Source organism: Maritalea mobilis (assembly GCF_019800885.1).
Lineage (GTDB): Bacteria > Pseudomonadota > Alphaproteobacteria > Rhodobacterales > Rhodobacteraceae > Roseibacterium > Roseibacterium beibuensis.
This window is the reverse complement of record NZ_JAHVKE010000004.1, coordinates 95,676-113,844: the sequence shown is the minus strand read 5'-3', so window position 1 is coordinate 113,844 and position 18,169 is coordinate 95,676. Positions and strand designations below refer to the sequence as shown.

The window sequence follows — 18,169 nt, the reverse complement described above, 5'->3', positions numbered from 1 at the left end:
GTCACGTCCACTTGGCGATGGGCGGCAGGCTCATCAGCACGGCGTTCGCATCATGCCCCGTCTCCAGCCCGAATTTCGTGCCCCGGTCGTAGACGAGGTTGTATTCGGCATAAAGCCCGCGATGCACCAACTGCTTCTCGCGGTCTTCTTCGGTGAACGGCATGTGCTTGCGCCGTTCGACACATCCCAGGAACGCGGGCAGGAACGCGCGGCCGACATCCTGCGTGAAGGCGAAATCGGCCTCCCAATCGCCGGTATTCAGATCGTCGTAGAAGATGCCCCCGACGCCGCGCGCACGATGGCGGTGCGGGACGTAGAAATATTCGTCGGCCCAAGCCTTGAACCGCGGATAAAGCTCCGCACCATGCGGGTCGCAATGTTCCTTCAACACGGTGTGGAAATGCTCGGTATCCTCGGGATACTCGATCGCCGGGTTCAGGTCCGATCCGCCGCCGAACCACCACGCCACCGGCGTCCAGAACATGCGCGTGTTCATGTGAACGGCCGGCACATGCGGGTTCTGCATATGCGCCACAAGGCTGATCCCCGAGGCCCAGAAGGTCGGATCGTCCTTCAGCCCCGACAGGTCCTTGCGCGCGGCCATCGCGGCCACGGCCCGGTCGCCCAGCTGGCCATGCACGGTCGACACGTTCACGCCGACTTTCTCGAATACTCGTCCGCCGCGCATGACGCTCATCAAACCGCCGCCCGCGTCCGATCCGTCTTCGGACTGACGCTTGGTCTGGGTCACTTCGAACCGTCCGGCAGGCTGATCGCCCCCTTGCGCATCTTCCAACGCCTCGAAGGCGGCCACGATCTCGTCGCGCAGCGCGCGGAACCACTCCGATGCGCGGGTCTTGCGGTCGTCGAACGTGTCTTTCATCTGGTGCCCTCCCCGGATGGTCTGAAATCCGTCCGGCCTGCTTAGCACTCAGGCCAAGCCCCTGTCATCCGGCAAACCGCATTCCCGGAACACGCATGCTTCGCGGCCTATTTCATCATGGATTTCCGAGCGATCTTGGCGTAGGATCATCCAAACGCCGCATCAGACGGCACCCCGAGGCAGAATGAGCAGGCTTCGTGAAAACTGTTAGATTAGCGACCGCCCTCATGGGGCTGATCCTTTGTGTCGTGCTGGGGCTGACCGCGCCCGCACGCGCCGCGCCTTATGCCGCCATGGTGATGGATGCCCGCACCGGCGAGGTGCTGCATTCCCGCAATGCCGACACGCGCCTGCACCCCGCCTCTCTGACCAAGATGATGACGCTCTACATCGCGTTCGAAGCGGTACGCCTGGGCGAGATCGGCCTTGATACCGAGGTGTTGATTTCGGCCAATGCCGATGCCGAACCGCCCTCGCATCTTGGCCTGCGCGCCGGCACGACGATACGGTTTCGCTACCTGATCCGGGCGGCGGCGATCCGATCCGCCAACGACGCCGCAACCGCGATCGCCGAGGCGTTGGAAGGGTCCGAAGCCGCCTTCGCACGCCGCATGAACCGCACCGCGCGAGCGTTGGGCATGACGCGCACCACGTTTCGCAACGCCCACGGCCTGACCAGCGACGGCCACCTGTCGACCGCGCGGGACATGACGATTCTGGGGCGGCGGCTGATTTACGACTATCCGCAGTATTACAACATCTTCTCCCGCCGCGAGGATGACGCCGGGATCGCCACCGTGCGCAACACGAACCGCGCCGTGCTCAACGCCTATGCCGGCGCGGACGGGATCAAGACCGGCTACACGCGCGCGGCGGGCTTCAACCTTGTAGCATCGGCGCAGCGCGGGCAGGAACGGATCATCGCGACGGTGTTCGGCGGTCGCTCGGCCGCATGGCGCAACCAGCGGATCATGGAGCTTCTCGACATGGGATTCGAGCGGGCGCCCAGCCGTGCCACGGTGCGCACGCCGCCCCTTCCCAGCTATCCCGATGCGCCAAGCAGCGGCGGTGTTCGCGCCTCGGGCGCCGTCGCGCGCAGCCTGCGGCCAATTCCCCGGCCTGCCCCTGTCGCCCCGGCCCCCGAACCCTCGCCGGAATTGCTCGCGGCGATTGGAGAGGCCGTGGGAGAAGCGTTGACCGAGATCGAAACGGCGGCAGAAACCGCCCCGCCCGGCGTGCCCCCGACCCCGCGCCCCGAGCCGCAGGCGACCGCCATCGTGCCGCCCCGCCCCGAACCGATCGCGCCCGAGGTTGTCACGCGCGCCTCCTCGACCGGCAGCCGCCTTTATGGCGTTTCGCTGGGGCGTCAGCCGTCCCATCATGCCGCCGAGCGCCTCTTGCTGCGTACCGCCTTGGCCGAGCTTGGCACCTTCGACGACGCCTTGCGCCGCGTGGTGCAACGCTCAGGCGGCTACGAGGCACGGTTTGCCGGCATGACCGAGGATCAGGCCGCGCGCGCCTGCGCCCGGTTGTCGGCCCGCAACCTCGCCTGCGAGACATTCGGGCCGTAACCAGCCGCAAACGGGCGGATGCAGGAATGTCGACTCGGGGCGCGCTCAGTCCTTCGGGTGGTCGTCGTAATCGTCCGACAGGATCCGGTTCGCATCGCCCTCGGGGTCGTCGAACTGGCCGCGCTTCAGCATCCAGAAGAAGAAGCCGAGCCCCAGCAGCCCGAGAAACAGGCTGACCGGGATCAGAAGGCCGAGAATATCCATTCCGCGTTACCTCAACCGCAGCGCGTTGAGCGAGACCGTGATCGAGGAGGACGACATCGCCAGCGCCGCGATCAACGGGGTGGCAAGCCCGGCCACGGCCAGCGGAACCGCCAGCACGTTGTAGACCGTCGCGATGGTGAAATTCTCACGAATCCGCTTGGCGGCCGAGACGGAGGTCGTCACCGCGTCCCCTATGGGCGCAAGGCTGCGGCCCATCAGCACCATGTCCGAGGCCGTGCGCGCGGCATCCAGCGCCGAGGCGGGCGAGATCGAGACATGGGCCGCGGCCAAGGCCGCCGTGTCGTTCAACCCGTCGCCCACCATCAGCACCTTGGCGCCGTCCGCGGCGAGGTCGGCCACCATCGCGGCTTTCTCTTCGGGCAGGGCCTCGGCGATCACCTCGTCGATGCCGATCCGCTGGGCAAAGCGTTCCACCGCGCCGCGCGTATCGCCCGAAATCAGGATCACGCGTTTGCCCCCGGCCTTCAGCGCGGCCACCGTTTCCTCGGCCCCCTCGCGCAGGGTGTCGGTGAAGGGCAGCGTCACGGGCGCATCGTCGCCGATTTTCAGGAAGGTCGCGGTGACATCGGGCGCCTCGGCCCCCAGCCACGCGGCGCGCCCAAGGCGCACGGTCTGCCCCTTCCAGATGGCCTCGACCCCGTAACCCGGCTTCTCGGTCACATCGGTCAGGTTCGCGGGGCGCAGGCCGCGCTGGCGCAGCGCGGTCGAAAGGGCCTCGGCCAGCGGGTGCGACGACGCCTCAGCCAGACCAAGCGCCACGCGCAGATCCGCCTCGCGCAGATCGTCGAGGCCCACAGGCTCCGGCGCACCGGTGGTCAGCGTCCCGGTCTTGTCGAAGACGACCGTATCGGCCTCGGCCAGCCGCTCAAGCGCGGTGCCATTCTTGATTAGCAGACCCTTGCGGAAGAGCCGGCCAGAGGCTGCCGTCGTCACCGCCGGCACCGCAAGGCCAAGGGCACAGGGGCACGTGATGATGAGAACCGCCGCCGCGATGTTCAGCGAGACCCGCAAATCCTGCGTGCCGATGAACCAGCCCACGGCCGCCACCGCCGACAGGATATGCACCCCCGGCGCGTAGAGTTTCGCAGCCTGATCGGCGAGCGAGTTGTAATTCGACCGCCCCGACTCGGCCACGGCGACAAGGTCGGCGATCCGATGCAGCGACGTGTCCCGACCGGCGGCGCGCACCTCGACCATCAGGGGGCCGGTCAGGTTGACCTCGCCCGCGCTGACCTCGCACCCCGGTCCGGCATAAACCGGCAGGCTTTCCCCGGTCATCAACGAACGGTCGAGCTCCGATTGGCCCTCGGTCACGATGCCGTCGACCGGAATGCGGCCGCCCGGCTTCACCCGGACGATATCGCCCACCGCAAGGTCCGAGGCGGCAACGGTTTCCTCGGACCCGTCGGCCAGAACCCGCAACGCGCGCGGCACTTCCAGCGCGGCCAGTTCCTGCGCCGCCGACCGGGCCGAAGCCCGCGTGCGGTGATCGAGGTAGCGCCCCGCCAAAAGGAAGGTGCACAGCGCGATCGCCGCGTCGAAATAGGCGTGTTCACCCGACTGCGTCGTCTCGTACAGCGATGTGCCCACCGCCAGCAGGATCGCCAGCGTGATCGGCACGTCCATGTTCAGCCGCCCGCCCCGCAGCGCGGACCAGGCCGACACGTAGAAAGGACGCCCGGAAAAGATCACGGCGGGAATCGCGATCCCGGCGGAAATCCAGTGCATCATGTCGCGCGTGACGCCTTCGGCCCCGGCCCATACGGCCACGGACAAAAGCATCACGTTCATCATCGCGAAGAACGCGACGGCCAGGCGCATCAGCAGGTCGCGCCCGGCCCGGTCGGCAGCGGTCGTGGCCAGCACGCCGGGGTCGAGCTCATGCGCCTCGTAGCCCGCCGCCTCCAGCACCTGCGTCAGGTCATCCGCCGTCACGCCGGCCTCTGCCTCCACCGCCGCGCGGCGCAGGGTCAGGTTCACGCGAGCGTCCTTGACGCCCGGTGTCGCGCGCAGCGCTTTTTCCACCCCCGAGATACAGCCCGCACAATGGATGCCCGGCAGCGACAGCATCAGAGTCGCATCCTCGGGCAGATCGGCCAGATGCTCGGCGGCGGGCGCGACGTTACAGGCCGGGCAAGCGCCCGGCCGACCCCGTTCCTCGGCATGATCGAAGGTGGCGGTCATCGCCTCCCCTTTCTTCAGTCGCGCAGCGAGAAGGTGATGTTGTGCCGGTACTCGGCCCCGTTGCGGGCCGTTCCCGTCAGCCGCAGGCGCCAGCGTCCCTCGGACACCTCGACCGGGGCCTGCAACACGCCGTTCGGCCCGCGCTCGAAGGCCAGTTGCTGGTCTTCAAGCTGGTTGGTGGGCCGGGTCAGCAGCGCGTCAAGCTCGGCGGGGTAAACCGGACGCCCGGTTTCATCGACAAGCGTGAGGGTCAGGAGGTCGCCCTCCACCTCGACCGAGGCATTCCATCCCAGCTCTTCCTGCGCGAACCGGCGATCGTCAAAGGTCTGGCTGTCGGCATAGCTGGAACTGACCTCCATCCCCGGAAAGGTCGAGATCGCGTTCCAGGCCATGAACAGGTTCACGCCGATGATCAGGCCGAACCCGACGACGAAGATGGCCAGCACCTTGCGCCCGGTCAGCTGGCCCTTGGTGGAGCCGCCCTGGGCCTCGACTTGATCGGTCATTGCGTATCCCTCCCGAAGAACGTGGTGTCTTCAAACGTCCGCGTGTTCGTCGACAGATCCTCGATCCAAAGACGGAAATCCGTGCGTTCGGTCGAGGCCACATCGCTGCCAGCCGGCGCGGTGACATAGACCCGCACGAGTTGCGTCGAGTCGATCGGCACCTCGACAATCCCGGTGTCGGACCCTTCCACCTCGATCTCGAACGGCGCCCCTTCGCCCAGGGTGACGCTGAAATCCGACGTCTCATGGGTCATGTTGCGGATCCGCACGTCATAGGTGTTCCGGATCGATCCATCCGACAATGTCACATATTGCGGGTTTCGCACAGGCGCGACGGTCATGTCGATATCCGTCCGGATGAACAGCAGGACGGTCAGGCCGATCCCGATGGCGGACCACAGCACGGTGTAGATGATCGTGCGAAGCCGGAAGATGTGCTTCCAGACGGAAATCTTTTCCTTGCCGGCGCGTTCGTTGGCCTCGTCCGTCAGGGCCATGTAGTCGATCAGGCCGCGCGGCTTGCCGATCTTGTCCATGATGTCGTCGCAGGCATCGATGCAAAGCGCACAGGTGATGCATTCCAGCTGCTGGCCGTCGCGGATGTCGATCCCGACAGGGCAGACGTTCACGCAGGCCATGCAGTCGATGCAATCGCCCAATTCGGTGTTTTCCTGCCCCTTGCGGTGTTTGCCGCGCGGCTCGCCGCGCCAGTCGCGATAGGCAACGGTAATCGTCTGTTCGTCCATCATTGCGGCCTGGATGCGCGGCCAGGGGCACATGTAGATGCAGACCTGTTCGCGCATGAAGCCACCGAACACGAAGGTCGTGGCCGTCAGGATGCCGATGGTGGCATAGGCGACATACGGTGCCTGGAACGTCACCAGATCGCCCAGAAGGGTCGGCGCATCCGCGAAATAGAAGACCCACGCCCCGCCGGTCGCCACAGCGATCAGAAGCCACGCGATATACTTGGTGATCCGCAGACGGAATTTCTTGAAGTTCCATTCCTGCTTCCACAGCCGCAGGCGTGCGTTGCGGTCGCCCTCGATCCATCGTTCGACGGTGAAGAACAGGTCCGTCCAGACGGTCTGCGGGCAGGTATAGCCGCACCAGACGCGCCCCAGCGCCGAGGTGAATAGGAACAGGCCAAGGCCCGCCATGATCAGAAGGCCCGCGACGAAGTAGAATTCATGCGGCCAGATCTCGATCCAGAAGAAGAAGAAGCGCCGGTTGGCAAGGTCGATCAGAACCGCCTGGTCCGGCAGGCTGGGGCCGCGGTCCCAGCGAATCCATGGCGTCAGGTAATAGATCCCCAGCGTCACGACCATGATGATCCATTTCAGGTTCCGAAAGCGGCCCTTCACACGCTTGGGAAATACTGGCTCACGGGCGGCATAGAGCTTTTGCGGCTCTTCTGTGGCACTCATCTTCGAAATCCTTGGGGTATGGTCGTTCGGTCCTGCGCTTGGCCGGTTCTACTTCCGGTAGTGGCGCGGTCTCCTTGACGTGGATCAAGCATACCTCAGCATACAGGCGAAAAGGTTGGCGAGGCCAACGGATGTTCTGCGACCCATGCGCCCAGTGCGACGAAATGAGCACCAGGCAAACGGGTGCCGCAGGGGGGGCTCGCTCCGAATGTGGCGGTCGCTGCAACGGGCAATCGGGCCGCCCCGAGCCCTCGCTCAGCCGTTGATGGACAACTGAAACGCGCGCGATCCCCTCGCAAACGCGGGGAAATCCGAAAAATCCTAGGAAATGTTTGGAGACGCGCTAATCTCTGGGCTATCCTTGACCCGACTTCGCGCCGGCAATTTGCACAGAACGACCGTGCAGACTGCTGTAGTGTCGGGGAAAAGGGAGGCACCGGTCCCGTAGGAAACGCGCGAACAGGACCGGGACCGGTGCCGATCCGGCGACCGGGAGGGGCCACCGGAACTTGTGGGTGATGGCCTTATTGGCCACCACCGAGAGAGTGGACATACACGGCTACCGAGCGGACCTCGGCCTCGCTCAAGCGCCCCGCCTCGGTCGCATCTTCCGACCAGGTGGGCATGACGCCGAAGCGTGAGTAGCGCACTGTATGTTCGATGGCCTCTTCAGAACCACCGTAAAGCCAGATGGCATCCGTCAGGTTGGGCGCGCCCATGAACTGGTCGCCCGTGCCTTCGTCGGTATGACAGGCGGCACAGTTGTAGAGGAAGACTTCCTCACCGGCAGCGGCCAGCTCAGCGTCATGTTCCTGCCCGGAGATGTTGCGAACATACTGCACCACCTGGGCGATCTCCTCGTCCGAGAGCAGACCCTCGAAGGCCGTCATCTCGGAATACCGTGCGTCTGGGTCATCCTCGTTCCGGATACCATGACTGATCGTGTAGTGAATCTCCTCGATCGTACCGCCCCAGAGCCAGTCGTCGTCCAGGAGGTTCGGGTAACCCGAGGCCTGAACACCGGCAGCACCAGAGCCATGACACTGCGAACACCAAGTCGCGAACGTGGCCGCCCCGCCTTGGATAGCGTAGTTATAGAGGTCGGGATTCGCGGTTGCGTTGATCTCGGTCAAATCGACTTCGGTAATGCGCTGACGAATGTCGGCATTCATCGCGTCGAAACGCTCAATATCCTCGGCGACCTCGGTCCGGGTCGAAAAGCCCAGGATGCCGGGCGTCGCGCCCTGCACCAACGGCCAGGCCGGGTACAGAACGGTGTAGCCGATCCCCCAGACGATGCAGCCATAGAAGGTCCACAGCCACCAGCGCGGCAGGGGATTGTTGAACTCCTTGATACCGTCCCAGGTGTGGCCCGTGGTATCGGGATCACCCTCTTGCAGGATCTGCTCTTCGGGATGTCTGTTCTTGTCTTCGGTCATTGCCGCGCCTCCTCGTAATGGGCGGTGGCTGCCGGGGTCGTGTCACCCGCCGGCCGGTCGTCGTGGCGGAAAGGGATATTCGCGGTGTCGCGATGGATCTTGCGGCTGCCGGGTCGCAGCGTGAACAAGATCACCGCGAGGAAGGCCAGGAGCATGAAGAGCATGCCCCAGGACCCCGCGAAGACCCGCATGATGGTATAGGTATCTTCCATCTACGGGTCCCTCCTCAGCGGCTTGCGTCGGCTTCGAAGGTCGAGAAATCGACCAGCGTGCCGAGCATCTGGAGATAGGCCACCAGCGCGTCCATCTCGGTGACGACAGGGTTGCCGTCGAAATCGCGCTGTTGCGCACCGGGATACCGCTCGACCACACCCGAGTCGCCAAAATCGGTCGCCTGTTCGACGAAGTCCAGTTCGGCCATCTCGATCATCTCGTCGGTGTAGGGCACACCAACGAAACGATGGGTTTCCATCAGGTCCGCGATATAGGTCGGCTCGATCGGCGTCTCGGCGAGGAACGCGTAGGGCGGCATCACCGATTCCGGCACGACCGACTGCGGATCCATCAGGTGATCCACGTGCCATGCATCCGAGTAGCGGCCGCCGACGCGGGCGAGGTCGGGCCCCGTCCGCTTCGAACCCCACTGGAACGGATGGTCGTACTGGCTCTCTGCCGCCAGGGAGTAGTGGCCATAGCGCTCGACCTCGTCCCGCATGGGACGGATCATCTGGCTGTGACACACGTAACAACCCTCGCGGATGTAGATCTCGCGGCCCGCCAGTTCGAGGGGCGAGTAGGGGCGCATGCCCTCCACGTCCTCGATCGTGTTCTCAAGGTAGAACAGCGGTGCGATTTCCACGATCCCCCCGATCGTGACGACCAGAAAGCTGAGCGCCAGAAGGAGGGTCGCGTTGGTTTCAATCTTCTTGTGACCGTCGAATGCAGCCATTGTCTGGTCCCTCCTTATTCAGCCGGTGCCGCAACGGTGGTGTCTTGCTTGGCGACACCTTTCCGAACGGTCATCCACAGGTTGTAGGCCATGATGATTGCACCGGTGAGGTACATCACACCGCCCAGGCCACGCACGACGTACATCGGGAACTTGGCGTCCACGGTGTCGGCGAAGGAGTTCACGAGGAAGCCCTGCGCGTCGACTTCGCGCCACATCAGGCCTTCCATGATCCCCGTCACCCACATCGAGGCCGCGTAGAGCACGATGCCGATGGTGGCGAGCCAGTAGTGCCAGCTGACCATGCGCAGGCTGTAGAGGGCCTGACGGTTCCACAGTTTCGGGAACAGGTAGTAGAGCATCCCGAAGGTGATCATGCCGTTCCAGCCCAGCGCGCCCGAATGCACGTGACCGATCGTCCAGTCGGTGTAGTGCGACAGCGAGTTCACCGCGCGGATCGACATCATCGGACCTTCGAAGGTCGACATGCCGTAGAAGGCGACCGAGGTGACCATCATCCGCAGGACCGGGTCCGTGCGCAGCTTGTCCCAGGCCCCCGACAGCGTCATCAGGCCGTTGATCATGCCGCCCCAGCTGGGCATCCACAGAACGATCGAGAACACCATGCCCAAGGTCGAGGCCCAGTCAGGCAGCGCGGTGTAGTGCAGGTGGTGCGGACCGGCCCAGATATACAGGAAGATCAGCGCCCAGAAGTGGATGATCGACAGCTTGTAGGAATAGACCGGGCGTTCGGCCTGCTTGGGAATGAAGTAATACATCATGCCCAGGAAGCCGGCGGTCAGGAAGAAGCCCACGGCGTTATGGCCGTACCACCACTGCGTCATGGCATCCTGAACGCCCGAGAAGAGCGAGACCGACCGCGACCCGAAGATCGACACCGGCACGGCCAGGTTGTTCACGACATGCAGCATCGCCACGGTGACGATGAAGGACAGGAAGAACCAGTTGGCGACGTAGATATGCGGCTCGCGGCGCTTCATCAGCGTGCCGACGAAGAGCAGCAGGTACGCCACCCAGACAACGACCAGCCACAGGTCGATATACCATTCCGGCTCGGCGTATTCACGCGACTGCGACCCGCCCAGGATGTAGCTGGTGGCCGCGAGCACGATGAAGAACTGGTAGCCCCAGAACACGAACCAGGCGAGCCCGCCGCCCCACATGCGCGCGGCGGAGGTCCGCTGCACCACGTAGAAGGACGCGGCCAGCAGGCCGGTGCCCCCGAAGGCGAAGATCACCGCCGAGGTGTGAAGCGGCCGCAGGCGACCGAAGTTCAGGTAGGGTTGCGCCCAGTCGAAATTGAGCTGCGGAAAGGCCAGCTGGAAGGCGATGAACACCCCCACCAGAAAGCCCACCACGGCCCAGAACGCCGTCATGATGGCCGCGGCCTTGACCGGACCGTCCATGTATTCGTTCTGGTTGACGAACCTGGGTTCGCCCGTGCGGCGCAACTGCCACAAGAAAAGGCCACCGGCGGTGACCATGACCAGGATGGCATGGATCATATAGAGCATGTCCCTGGCGTAGCTGGCCGCGATCGCGGCACAAACCGCGACGAGGCCAAGGATCAGCAGCTTCACATAATCAAGCATTGATCGTCCCTTCGTGATGCCCCGGTTCGGATTCACCTGTAGCGATTCGGCAAAGCCGTCCGGAGCTGTTCCATCTGACCCCCAAATCGCGGATAGGGCGAGTAGGGGCATTGATCCATGTCAATGATAGACCAGACACGCGACGGTTGATGCAGGTCAATGTGGCGCAGCGTATGCAGTCGTATCCCTTTCTCAACTGGAAGCGAGGAGGGTCTGATGGCCTACAAGAGCATTCTCACCGTTTTGACGGATGATACCGAGGTGAACGCGGTTCTGGACGCCGTGATTCCATTTGCCGCCGACGCCAAGGCGCATCTGGACGTTCTGTGCCTCGGGATCGACCGGACGCAGACAGGCTATTATTTTGCTGGCGCTACGGCGCTCATGCATGACGAAACGCTGGCCCAGGCCCAGGCCGAGGCCAAGCGCATTGAGGAGGCCGCGCGCGACCGCCTTGGCCGCTCGGATATTTCCTGGGGCGTCGAGGCGCTGGTCGCGCAATCGGCCTCGGTCACGCCTGTCGTCGCCCGGCGCGCCCGCTTTGCCGATCTCGTGATGCTGCCCAAACCCTACGGCCCTGACCTGCCGTCGGATGCTCCCGTTCTGGTTGAATCAGCCATGTTCCAAGGGCAGGCCCCGGTGATCGTCATCGCGGATGGAAAACCCGCCACGCTCAACCCGAAGAAGATCGTCGTGGCGTGGAACGAATCGAACGAGGCGATGGCCGCGATTCGCCGTGCGATGCCGATGCTGGTGGCGGCCGACCTGGTGAACATTTGCATCATCGCGCCCGAGCGTCACGGGTCCGAAACGACCGATCCGGGCGACGAACTGTCCAAGATGCTCAGCCGCCATGGCGCCACCTGCGAGGTGTCCCTGCTGCCGCAGACCCTGCCCCGTGTGTCCGAGGTGCTGAAGCGCCACGTCGCGGATCAGAACGCCGACCTGCTGGTGATGGGGGCTTACGGCCATTCCCGCTTCCGCGAGGCGATCCTCGGCGGCGCCACCCGCAACATGCTGGAGCATTGCGAGGTGCCGGTGCTGATGGCGCACTGACACCAGCGCCGCACCATTCCGAAACGAAAACGCCCCGCCGATCGGCGGGGCGTTTTTCGTCGCGGATCGAAGAACCGTCGTCAGTCCAGAACGCCACCGTCCGAGTCGTCGCCGGTCTCGTCCATCAGAACCTCGAAATCGGGGATCACGATGTGACGCTTGCCTTCCAGCCGGATCACGCCGTCCCGCTTCAGGCCCGACATCTGGCGGCTTACGGTTTCCAGCGTCAGGCCAAGGTAATCGGCCATCGCCTCGCGGGTCAGCGGCAGGTCGAAGGCGACCTCCCCCACCCCGACGGTATTCTGAAAGCTCGGCTCGCGCCGCGCGATGATCGTCAGGAAGCTGGCGATCTTCTCGCGCGCGGTCTTGCGGCCCAGCAGGAGCATCCATTCCCGCGCCGCGTCCAGTTCGTCCAGCGTCATTTCCAGCAGGCGCTGGCTGACATGCGGCGTTGTGTCCAACATTTCGAGGAAGGGCACCCGACGGAAACAGCACAATTGCACATCCGTCGTCGCGGTCACGTCGTAATGCGCGGCCTCGCGATTCGGTCGCCCGAGAAAGTCCGACGGCAACAGAAGCCCGACCATCTGGCGGCGGCCATCCTCCATCGTCTGCGTCAGCGATGCGACGCCATGCACGACCGAGGCCACGAAATCCATCTTGTCGCCCGCCCAGACGATCGTCTGCCCAGCTTCGTAACTTCTGTAATATTTGATGGACTCAAGCTTTTCGAGTTCATCGCTCTCGCACCGTGCGCATACGGCCCGGTGCCGGATCGGGCACTCGGCGCATTGTTCCTGCGGGAAAGAGATCTGAGGCTTTGACATGGCGGGGTCCTCTCGGACGAGTGAGTAAGCCCGCTTGATCTGCGTCAAGGCGATGGGCGCGTTCCATCCTTACGCGTAGCCTAATGGAACATCTTACGCAACTTCGACGCCTCGGTCTGTTCGATGCTAAGGTGCCGCGCTACACAAGTTATCCGCCGGCGACCAAGTTCTCGAACGATGTCAGCAGCGACGTCTTCCGCAGCTGGGTGGAGAGCATTCCCACCGGCAGCGAGATCTCCGTCTATCTGCATGTCCCCTTCTGCCGCAGGCTGTGCTGGTTCTGCGCCTGCCGCACGCAGGGGGTGCGCAACGACGATCCCGTCATCGCTTATGTGAATACCCTCAAGCAGGAAATCGCGACCGTTGCCTCGATCCTGCCCAAGGGCGTCCGCATCGCGCGGCTGCATTGGGGCGGCGGAACACCGACGCTTCTGTCGGCGGACATGATGACCGATCTGGCCGAAACGCTTCTGTCGCAGATCCCGCTGGCAGAGGGCGCCGAGTTCTCGGTCGAAATCGACCCGAACGAGATCGACAAGCCGCGCATGGCCGCGCTGGCGGCCGCCGGGATGAACCGCGCCTCGATCGGCGTTCAGGATTTCGACCCCGAGATCCAGAAGATCATCGGCCGCATCCAGGGCTACGATGTCACGCGTGAAGCCGTCGAAGGCCTGCGCGAGCATGGCATCCACTCGCTGAACACCGATATCCTCTATGGTCTGCCGCACCAGACGCCCGAGCGAATCTCGGAAAGTGTTCAGATGCTTCTGTCGCTGTCGCCCGACCGGGTGGCGCTTTACGGCTATGCCCACGTCCCGTGGATGGCCAAGCGGCAGGCGATGATCCCGACCGAGGCCCTACCCTCGCCCGAGGAACGGCTGCAACTTTTCGATACCGCCCGCCGCCTGTTCATGTGGGACGGCTATGACGAGATCGGCATCGACCATTTCGCCAAGCCGACCGATTCCATGGGCAAGGCCGCGAAATCCGGCCATCTGCGCCGGAACTTCCAGGGCTACACCGACGATACCTGCGACACCCTGCTTTCGCTGGGCGCCTCGGCCATCTCGCGCTTCCCGCAAGGTTACGCGCAGAACGCCGCCTCGACCGCCGCCTACCAGAAGGCCGTGCGCGCGGGCGAACTTGGCACCGGCCGCGGGCACATCTTCAAGGGTGAAGACACGCTGCGCGCTCGCATGATCGAGATGCTGATGTGCGATTTCCGGATCGACACCGCAGAGCTCGAAGCGGAGTTCGGCCCGGTCGCGGCCAAGGCCGAGAAACTCTACCGCGAAGCCGCGGATGCCTTTGGCAAGATGGTGCGCATCACCGAGGACGGGTTCGAGATCCCGCCCGAGGGACGCCCGTTGTCGCGCATGATCGCGCGCATCTTCGACGAATACGAAATGCGCGCCGAAGGGCACTCCTCGGCCATCTGAGGCGAGACGAGTCTCCACATGAAAGACGCCGGACCAATGGTCCGGCGTTTTCCTTTGCGGCACATAGGTATCGGTCAGGGGCGTCAGGCCGCGCTTTCCGGCAGGTCTCCAAACGCCGCGCGCATCAGGTCGCGCGTGTAGGCCGTCTGCGGGTTCGAGAACAGCGCCTCGGCATCGCCCGCTTCGACCACGTCACCCTGCTTCATCACGATGACCTTGTGGCTCAGCGCGCGCACGACCTTCAGGTCATGGCTGATGAAGAGGTAGGCAAGGTCGTGATCCTTCTGCAACCGCCGCAGCAGGTCCACGATCTGCGTCTGCACCGTCATGTCGAGCGCGCTGGTCGGCTCGTCCAGAACCACCAGCCTGGGCCGCAGGATCATCGCGCGGGCAATCGCGATCCGCTGCCGCTGCCCGCCCGAAAACTCGTGCGGGTAGCGATCCATCATCGACGGGTCGAGCCCCACCTCGGTCAGGATCTCGGCCACCCGGCGGTCCTGTTCGGCCTTGGAGACACCATGCACCGTCAGCCCCTCGGCCACGATCTGCGCGATTGTCATGCGTGGGCTGAGGCTCCCGTAAGGGTCCTGGAAAACCACCTGCATGTTGTGCCGGATGGGCCGCAAATCCCGCGACTTCTGGCCCTGGATATTGCGCCCCATGAACACGACCGGCCCATCGGACGAGATCAGCCGCAGGATCGCCAAGGCCAGCGTCGTCTTGCCGGACCCGCTTTCGCCCACGATGCCCAGCGTCTCGCCCGCGCGCACGCTGATGGTCGCCGCGTTCACCGCCTTCACATGGCCGACCGTCCGGCGCAGAAACCCGCGCTGGATCGGGAACCAGACGCGCAGGTCCTTCGTCTCGACAATCTTCTCGGCGTGTTCGGGCACCGGGTCGGGCGTGCCCGTCGGCTCGGCAGCCAGCAGCTTCTGCGTATAGGGATGCTGCGGGTTGGCGAAGATTTCCTCCGTCCGCCCCTGCTCGACGATCTCGCCGCCCTGCATGACGCAGACCCGGTCCGCGATCCGCCGGACAATGCCAAGGTCATGGGTGATGAACAAAAGGCTCATCCCCATGTCGCGCTTCAGCTCGGCCAGCAGTTCCAGGATCTGCGCCTGGATCGTCACGTCGAGCGCCGTGGTCGGCTCATCCGCCACCAGCAGGTCGGGGCCATTGGCCAGCGCCATGGCGATCATAACGCGCTGCCGCTGCCCACCCGACAGCTGGTGCGGATAGGCGCCCAGCCGGGTTTCCGGGTCGCGGATGCCCACCTTGGTCAGCAACTCGATGATCCGCGCGCGCGCGGCCTCTCCGCTCAGCCCCTGGTGCAGGGCAAGGCTCTCGGCGATCTGCTTTTCCAGCGTGTGCAGCGGGTTCAGCGAGGTCATCGGCTCCTGGAAGATGAAGCTGATATCGTCGCCCCTTATGTCGCGGAGCCGGTCCTCGGGCGCGCCGACCATTTCCTCGCCGTTGTATTTCACCGATCCCGTGATCTCGGCCGAGTCGGGCAGCAGGTCGACCGTGGACAGCGCCGTCACCGACTTGCCAGATCCGCTTTCGCCCACCAGCGCCACCGTCTCGCCCCGGTCGATGCTGAAGGACACGCCCCGCACGGCGCGCGTCTCGGCCTCCCCCTGCCGGAAGGTCACGTTCAGGTTTCGGACGTCCAGCACGCTCATGAAAAGGTCTTCCTCGGGTCGAACGCGTCGCGCACGCCTTCGAAGATGAAGACCAGGAGCGACAGCATGATCGCGAAGGTGAAGAACGCGGTGAAGCCCAGCCACGGCGCGTTCAGGTTGTTCTTGGCCTGAAGCGTCATCTCGCCCAGCGACGGCGCCGAGGACGGCAGCCCGAAGCCAAGGAAATCGAGGCTCGCCAAGCCGCCGATCGTGCCCGTGACGATGAAGGGCAGGAAGGTCAGCGTCGCCACCATCGCGTTGGGCAGGACGTGGCGGAACATGATCGTGCCACTGCCCACGCCCAAAGCGCGCGCCGCGCGAACATATTCGAAATTCCGCGCGCGCAGGAATTCGGCGCGCACCACACCCACCAGCCCCGTCCAGCCGAACAGCACCATCAGGAACACGAGCAGCCAGAAATTCATCGTGAAAATGGCCGATATGATGATGATGATGTAGAGGCTGGGGGTGGAGTTCCAGATCTCGATGATCCGCTGGAACAGCAGGTCCACCACCCCGCCGAAGAACCCCTGCACCGCGCCAGCCGCGATCCCGATGACCGAGGTCAGGAAGGTCACGACCAGCGCGAAACTGACCGACAGGCGGAAGCCATAGATAACGCGGGCCAGCACGTCGCGCGCCGTGTCATCGGTGCCGAGCCAGTGGTTCGCGTCGGGCGGCGAGGGCGCGGCGCGGCCCAGATCGTTCACCGTGTTGTAACTGTACGGGATCAGCGGCCACAGCAGCCATCCCCGCTCCACCGGCTCGCCGGAAAACGCCCCCGTCTCCTGCACTTCCTCGATCACGCCTTCGGGGTCGTCCCAGCAATCCTCAAGCCCGCCAGACACGATCAGGCATTGCACCTCGACATCGCGGTAGACGGCCTCGGTCCGGAAATCGCCGCCGAATTCCGTCTCGGGGTAGAAGTTGAGGATCGGCGTGTAATAGCCGCCGCGGTACTGCACCAGAAGGGGTTTGTCGTTGGCGATCAACTCGGCGAACAGCGACAGGCCATACAGCACGAAAAAGATCATCAGCGACCAATAGGCCCGGCGGTTCGCCTTGAAGTTCTGCCAGCGGCGGCGGTTCAGCGGCGACAGCCACCCCCGGCGCGGGCGCGGCGTCAGCAGCGGCGGCGTCGGCCGCAGCCCCGGCTCGGGATCGAGGCGGGGGCGCGCGGGATCGGGCGGCGGGATATCGTCGGGCATCGCCATCGCTCAGGTCTCCCGCGTCTCGAAGTCGATACGGGGATCGATCCAGACATACATCAGGTCCGACAGGATGTTCACGACCAGCCCGATCAGGCCGAAGACGAACAGGGTGCCGAAGATCACCGGGTAATCCCGGCTGACCGCCGCCTCGAAGGCCAGCCGCCCCAACCCGTCGAGGCTGAAGATCGTCTCAATGATCAGCGAGCCGCCAAAGAACACGCCCACGAACACCGCCGGGAAGCCCGCGATCACGATCAGCATGGCATTGCGGAACACATGGCCATACAGCACCCGCCCCTCGCGCAGGCCCTTGGCCTTGGCGGTCATCACGTATTGCTTCTTGATCTCTTCGAGGAAGGAATTCTTCGTCAGAAGCGTCAGCGTCGCGAAGGCCGAGATGGTCGAGGCCAGCACCGGCAGCGTGATGTGCCAGAAATAGTCGCCCACCTTGCCGATCAGGCTCAGGTCCTCGAAATTGTCAGACGTCAGGCCGCGCAGCGGGAAGATCTGGAAATAGCTCCCCCCGGCCAGCAGCACCAACAGCAGGATGGCGAACAGGAAGCCCGGGATCGCGTAGGCCACGATGATCAACCCGCTGGTCCAGGTGTCGAACTTGGTGCCGTCGCGCACCGCCTTGCGGATGCCCAGCGGGATCGACACGAGATAGGCGATGACGGTCGACCACAGGCCCAGCGTGATCGACACGGGCAGTTTCTCGATCACCAGATCCACCACGCTGATCGACCGGAAATAGCTCTCGCCGAAGTCGAAGCGCATGTAATCCCACATCATCATCACGAAGCGTTCGGGCCACGCGATATCCTCGGCGACGCATTCGGGCGCGGCCACGTCCGGTTCCCCGGCAAAGCCCTCCTCGCAGACCACGCGGGCAAAGTTGAACTGCACCCGCAGATCATCGAGGAATTGTGGCGGCAGGCCCCGCGCGCCCTGGTAATCGCCCTCGACCTCGATGCCGCCCGCCTCGGAGCCACCGCCCGAAATCCCGGCAAAGACATCGCCCTCGCCTTCTAGCTGGGCCAGCACCTGCTCGATCGGGCCGCCCGGCACGAATTGCGTCAGCGCAAAGTTCACCACCATGATCCCGAGCAGTGTCGGGATCATCAGCAGCAGTCGTCTGAGGATATAGGCGCCCATGG

Annotated in this window: 16 protein-coding genes; 3 read left to right on the top strand and 13 right to left on the bottom strand. The window is 64.4% G+C overall.

Annotation, left to right across the window (positions count from 1 at the left end; genetic code table 11):
* Nucleotide 1 precedes the first annotated feature (1 nt).
* Nucleotides 2-883, bottom strand: a complete 882-nt coding sequence (gene hemF / locus KUV65_RS14980; RefSeq protein ID WP_222191533.1) for an oxygen-dependent coproporphyrinogen oxidase — start codon at nucleotides 881-883, stop codon at nucleotides 2-4.
* Nucleotides 884-1,110: 227 nt separating this feature from the next.
* Here hemF and KUV65_RS14975 point away from each other — a divergent pair, with 227 nt between their 5' ends.
* Nucleotides 1,111-2,454 carry a D-alanyl-D-alanine carboxypeptidase family protein gene (locus KUV65_RS14975; RefSeq protein WP_222191532.1) on the top strand — a complete coding sequence of 448 codons (1,344 nt, stop codon included), beginning with the start codon at nucleotides 1,111-1,113 and terminating at the stop codon, nucleotides 2,452-2,454.
* A 45-nt stretch (nucleotides 2,455-2,499) separates the two neighbouring features.
* Here KUV65_RS14975 and ccoS read toward each other — a convergent pair whose 3' ends face one another.
* The 8 genes from ccoS to ccoN all read right to left on the bottom strand — a co-directional run bounded on the left by ccoS (nucleotide 2,500) and on the right by ccoN (nucleotide 10,797).
* Nucleotides 2,500-2,658: a cbb3-type cytochrome oxidase assembly protein CcoS gene (gene ccoS, locus KUV65_RS14970; protein WP_222191531.1), complete on the bottom strand. Its 159-nt coding sequence runs from the start codon at nucleotides 2,656-2,658 to the stop codon at nucleotides 2,500-2,502.
* 6 nt (nucleotides 2,659-2,664) lie between these two features.
* Entirely contained in the window at nucleotides 2,665-4,863 is a 2,199-nt protein-coding gene (locus tag KUV65_RS14965) for a heavy metal translocating P-type ATPase (protein WP_222191530.1), read from the bottom strand.
* 14 nt (nucleotides 4,864-4,877) lie between these two features.
* Nucleotides 4,878-5,369, bottom strand: coding sequence for a FixH family protein (locus tag KUV65_RS14960; RefSeq protein WP_222191529.1), 492 nt, complete (start codon nucleotides 5,367-5,369; stop codon nucleotides 4,878-4,880).
* Entirely contained in the window at nucleotides 5,366-6,796 is a 1,431-nt protein-coding gene (gene ccoG, locus KUV65_RS14955) for a cytochrome c oxidase accessory protein CcoG (protein ID WP_222191528.1), read from the bottom strand. The genes KUV65_RS14960 and ccoG overlap by 4 nt, the downstream gene beginning before the upstream one ends.
* Before the next feature lie 524 nt (nucleotides 6,797-7,320).
* Nucleotides 7,321-8,235 (bottom strand): cytochrome-c oxidase, cbb3-type subunit III, encoded by a 915-nt coding sequence (gene ccoP, locus KUV65_RS14950; RefSeq protein WP_222191527.1) that lies wholly within the window; start codon nucleotides 8,233-8,235, stop codon nucleotides 7,321-7,323.
* Nucleotides 8,232-8,447 carry a cbb3-type cytochrome c oxidase subunit 3 gene (locus tag KUV65_RS14945; RefSeq protein ID WP_222191526.1) on the bottom strand — a complete coding sequence of 72 codons (216 nt, stop codon included), beginning with the start codon at nucleotides 8,445-8,447 and terminating at the stop codon, nucleotides 8,232-8,234. The genes ccoP and KUV65_RS14945 overlap by 4 nt, the downstream gene beginning before the upstream one ends.
* A 14-nt stretch (nucleotides 8,448-8,461) precedes the next feature.
* Nucleotides 8,462-9,184 carry a cytochrome-c oxidase, cbb3-type subunit II gene (gene ccoO / locus KUV65_RS14940; RefSeq protein WP_222191525.1) on the bottom strand — a complete coding sequence of 241 codons (723 nt, stop codon included), beginning with the start codon at nucleotides 9,182-9,184 and terminating at the stop codon, nucleotides 8,462-8,464.
* A 14-nt stretch (nucleotides 9,185-9,198) separates the two neighbouring features.
* A complete protein-coding gene (ccoN, locus tag KUV65_RS14935; RefSeq protein ID WP_222191524.1) occupies nucleotides 9,199-10,797 on the bottom strand; it encodes a cytochrome-c oxidase, cbb3-type subunit I in 1,599 nt (532 codons plus the stop codon).
* A gap of 216 nt (nucleotides 10,798-11,013) precedes the next feature.
* On the opposite strand from ccoN, the gene KUV65_RS14930 reads away from it, so the two are divergent.
* Nucleotides 11,014-11,853, top strand: a complete 840-nt coding sequence (locus tag KUV65_RS14930) for a universal stress protein (protein WP_222191523.1) — start codon at nucleotides 11,014-11,016, stop codon at nucleotides 11,851-11,853.
* An 80-nt stretch (nucleotides 11,854-11,933) separates the two neighbouring features.
* Here the strand turns inward: KUV65_RS14930 and fnrL are convergent, their stop codons facing one another.
* Nucleotides 11,934-12,680, bottom strand: a complete 747-nt coding sequence (gene fnrL / locus KUV65_RS14925; protein ID WP_222191522.1) for a transcriptional regulator FnrL — start codon at nucleotides 12,678-12,680, stop codon at nucleotides 11,934-11,936.
* 83 nt (nucleotides 12,681-12,763) lie between these two features.
* Between fnrL and hemN the strand changes: the two genes are divergently transcribed.
* Nucleotides 12,764-14,119, top strand: a complete 1,356-nt coding sequence (gene hemN, locus KUV65_RS14920) for an oxygen-independent coproporphyrinogen III oxidase (RefSeq protein WP_222191521.1) — start codon at nucleotides 12,764-12,766, stop codon at nucleotides 14,117-14,119.
* Between the two features lie 83 nt (nucleotides 14,120-14,202).
* Here hemN and KUV65_RS14915 read toward each other — a convergent pair whose 3' ends face one another.
* The 3 genes from KUV65_RS14915 to KUV65_RS14905 are packed head-to-tail and all read right to left on the bottom strand — an operon-like array spanning nucleotide 14,203 to nucleotide 18,167.
* Nucleotides 14,203-15,801, bottom strand: a complete 1,599-nt coding sequence (locus KUV65_RS14915) for an ABC transporter ATP-binding protein (protein ID WP_222191520.1) — start codon at nucleotides 15,799-15,801, stop codon at nucleotides 14,203-14,205.
* Nucleotides 15,798-17,015, bottom strand: a complete 1,218-nt coding sequence (locus tag KUV65_RS14910; protein WP_261331824.1) for an ABC transporter permease — start codon at nucleotides 17,013-17,015, stop codon at nucleotides 15,798-15,800. Before KUV65_RS14910 ends, KUV65_RS14915 begins: the two co-directional genes overlap by 4 nt.
* A 3-nt stretch (nucleotides 17,016-17,018) precedes the next feature.
* Complete coding sequence (locus KUV65_RS14905; RefSeq protein WP_222191519.1) at nucleotides 17,019-18,167, bottom strand: microcin C ABC transporter permease YejB; 1,149 nt, start codon at nucleotides 18,165-18,167, stop codon at nucleotides 17,019-17,021.
* Nucleotides 18,168-18,169 lie beyond the last annotated feature (2 nt).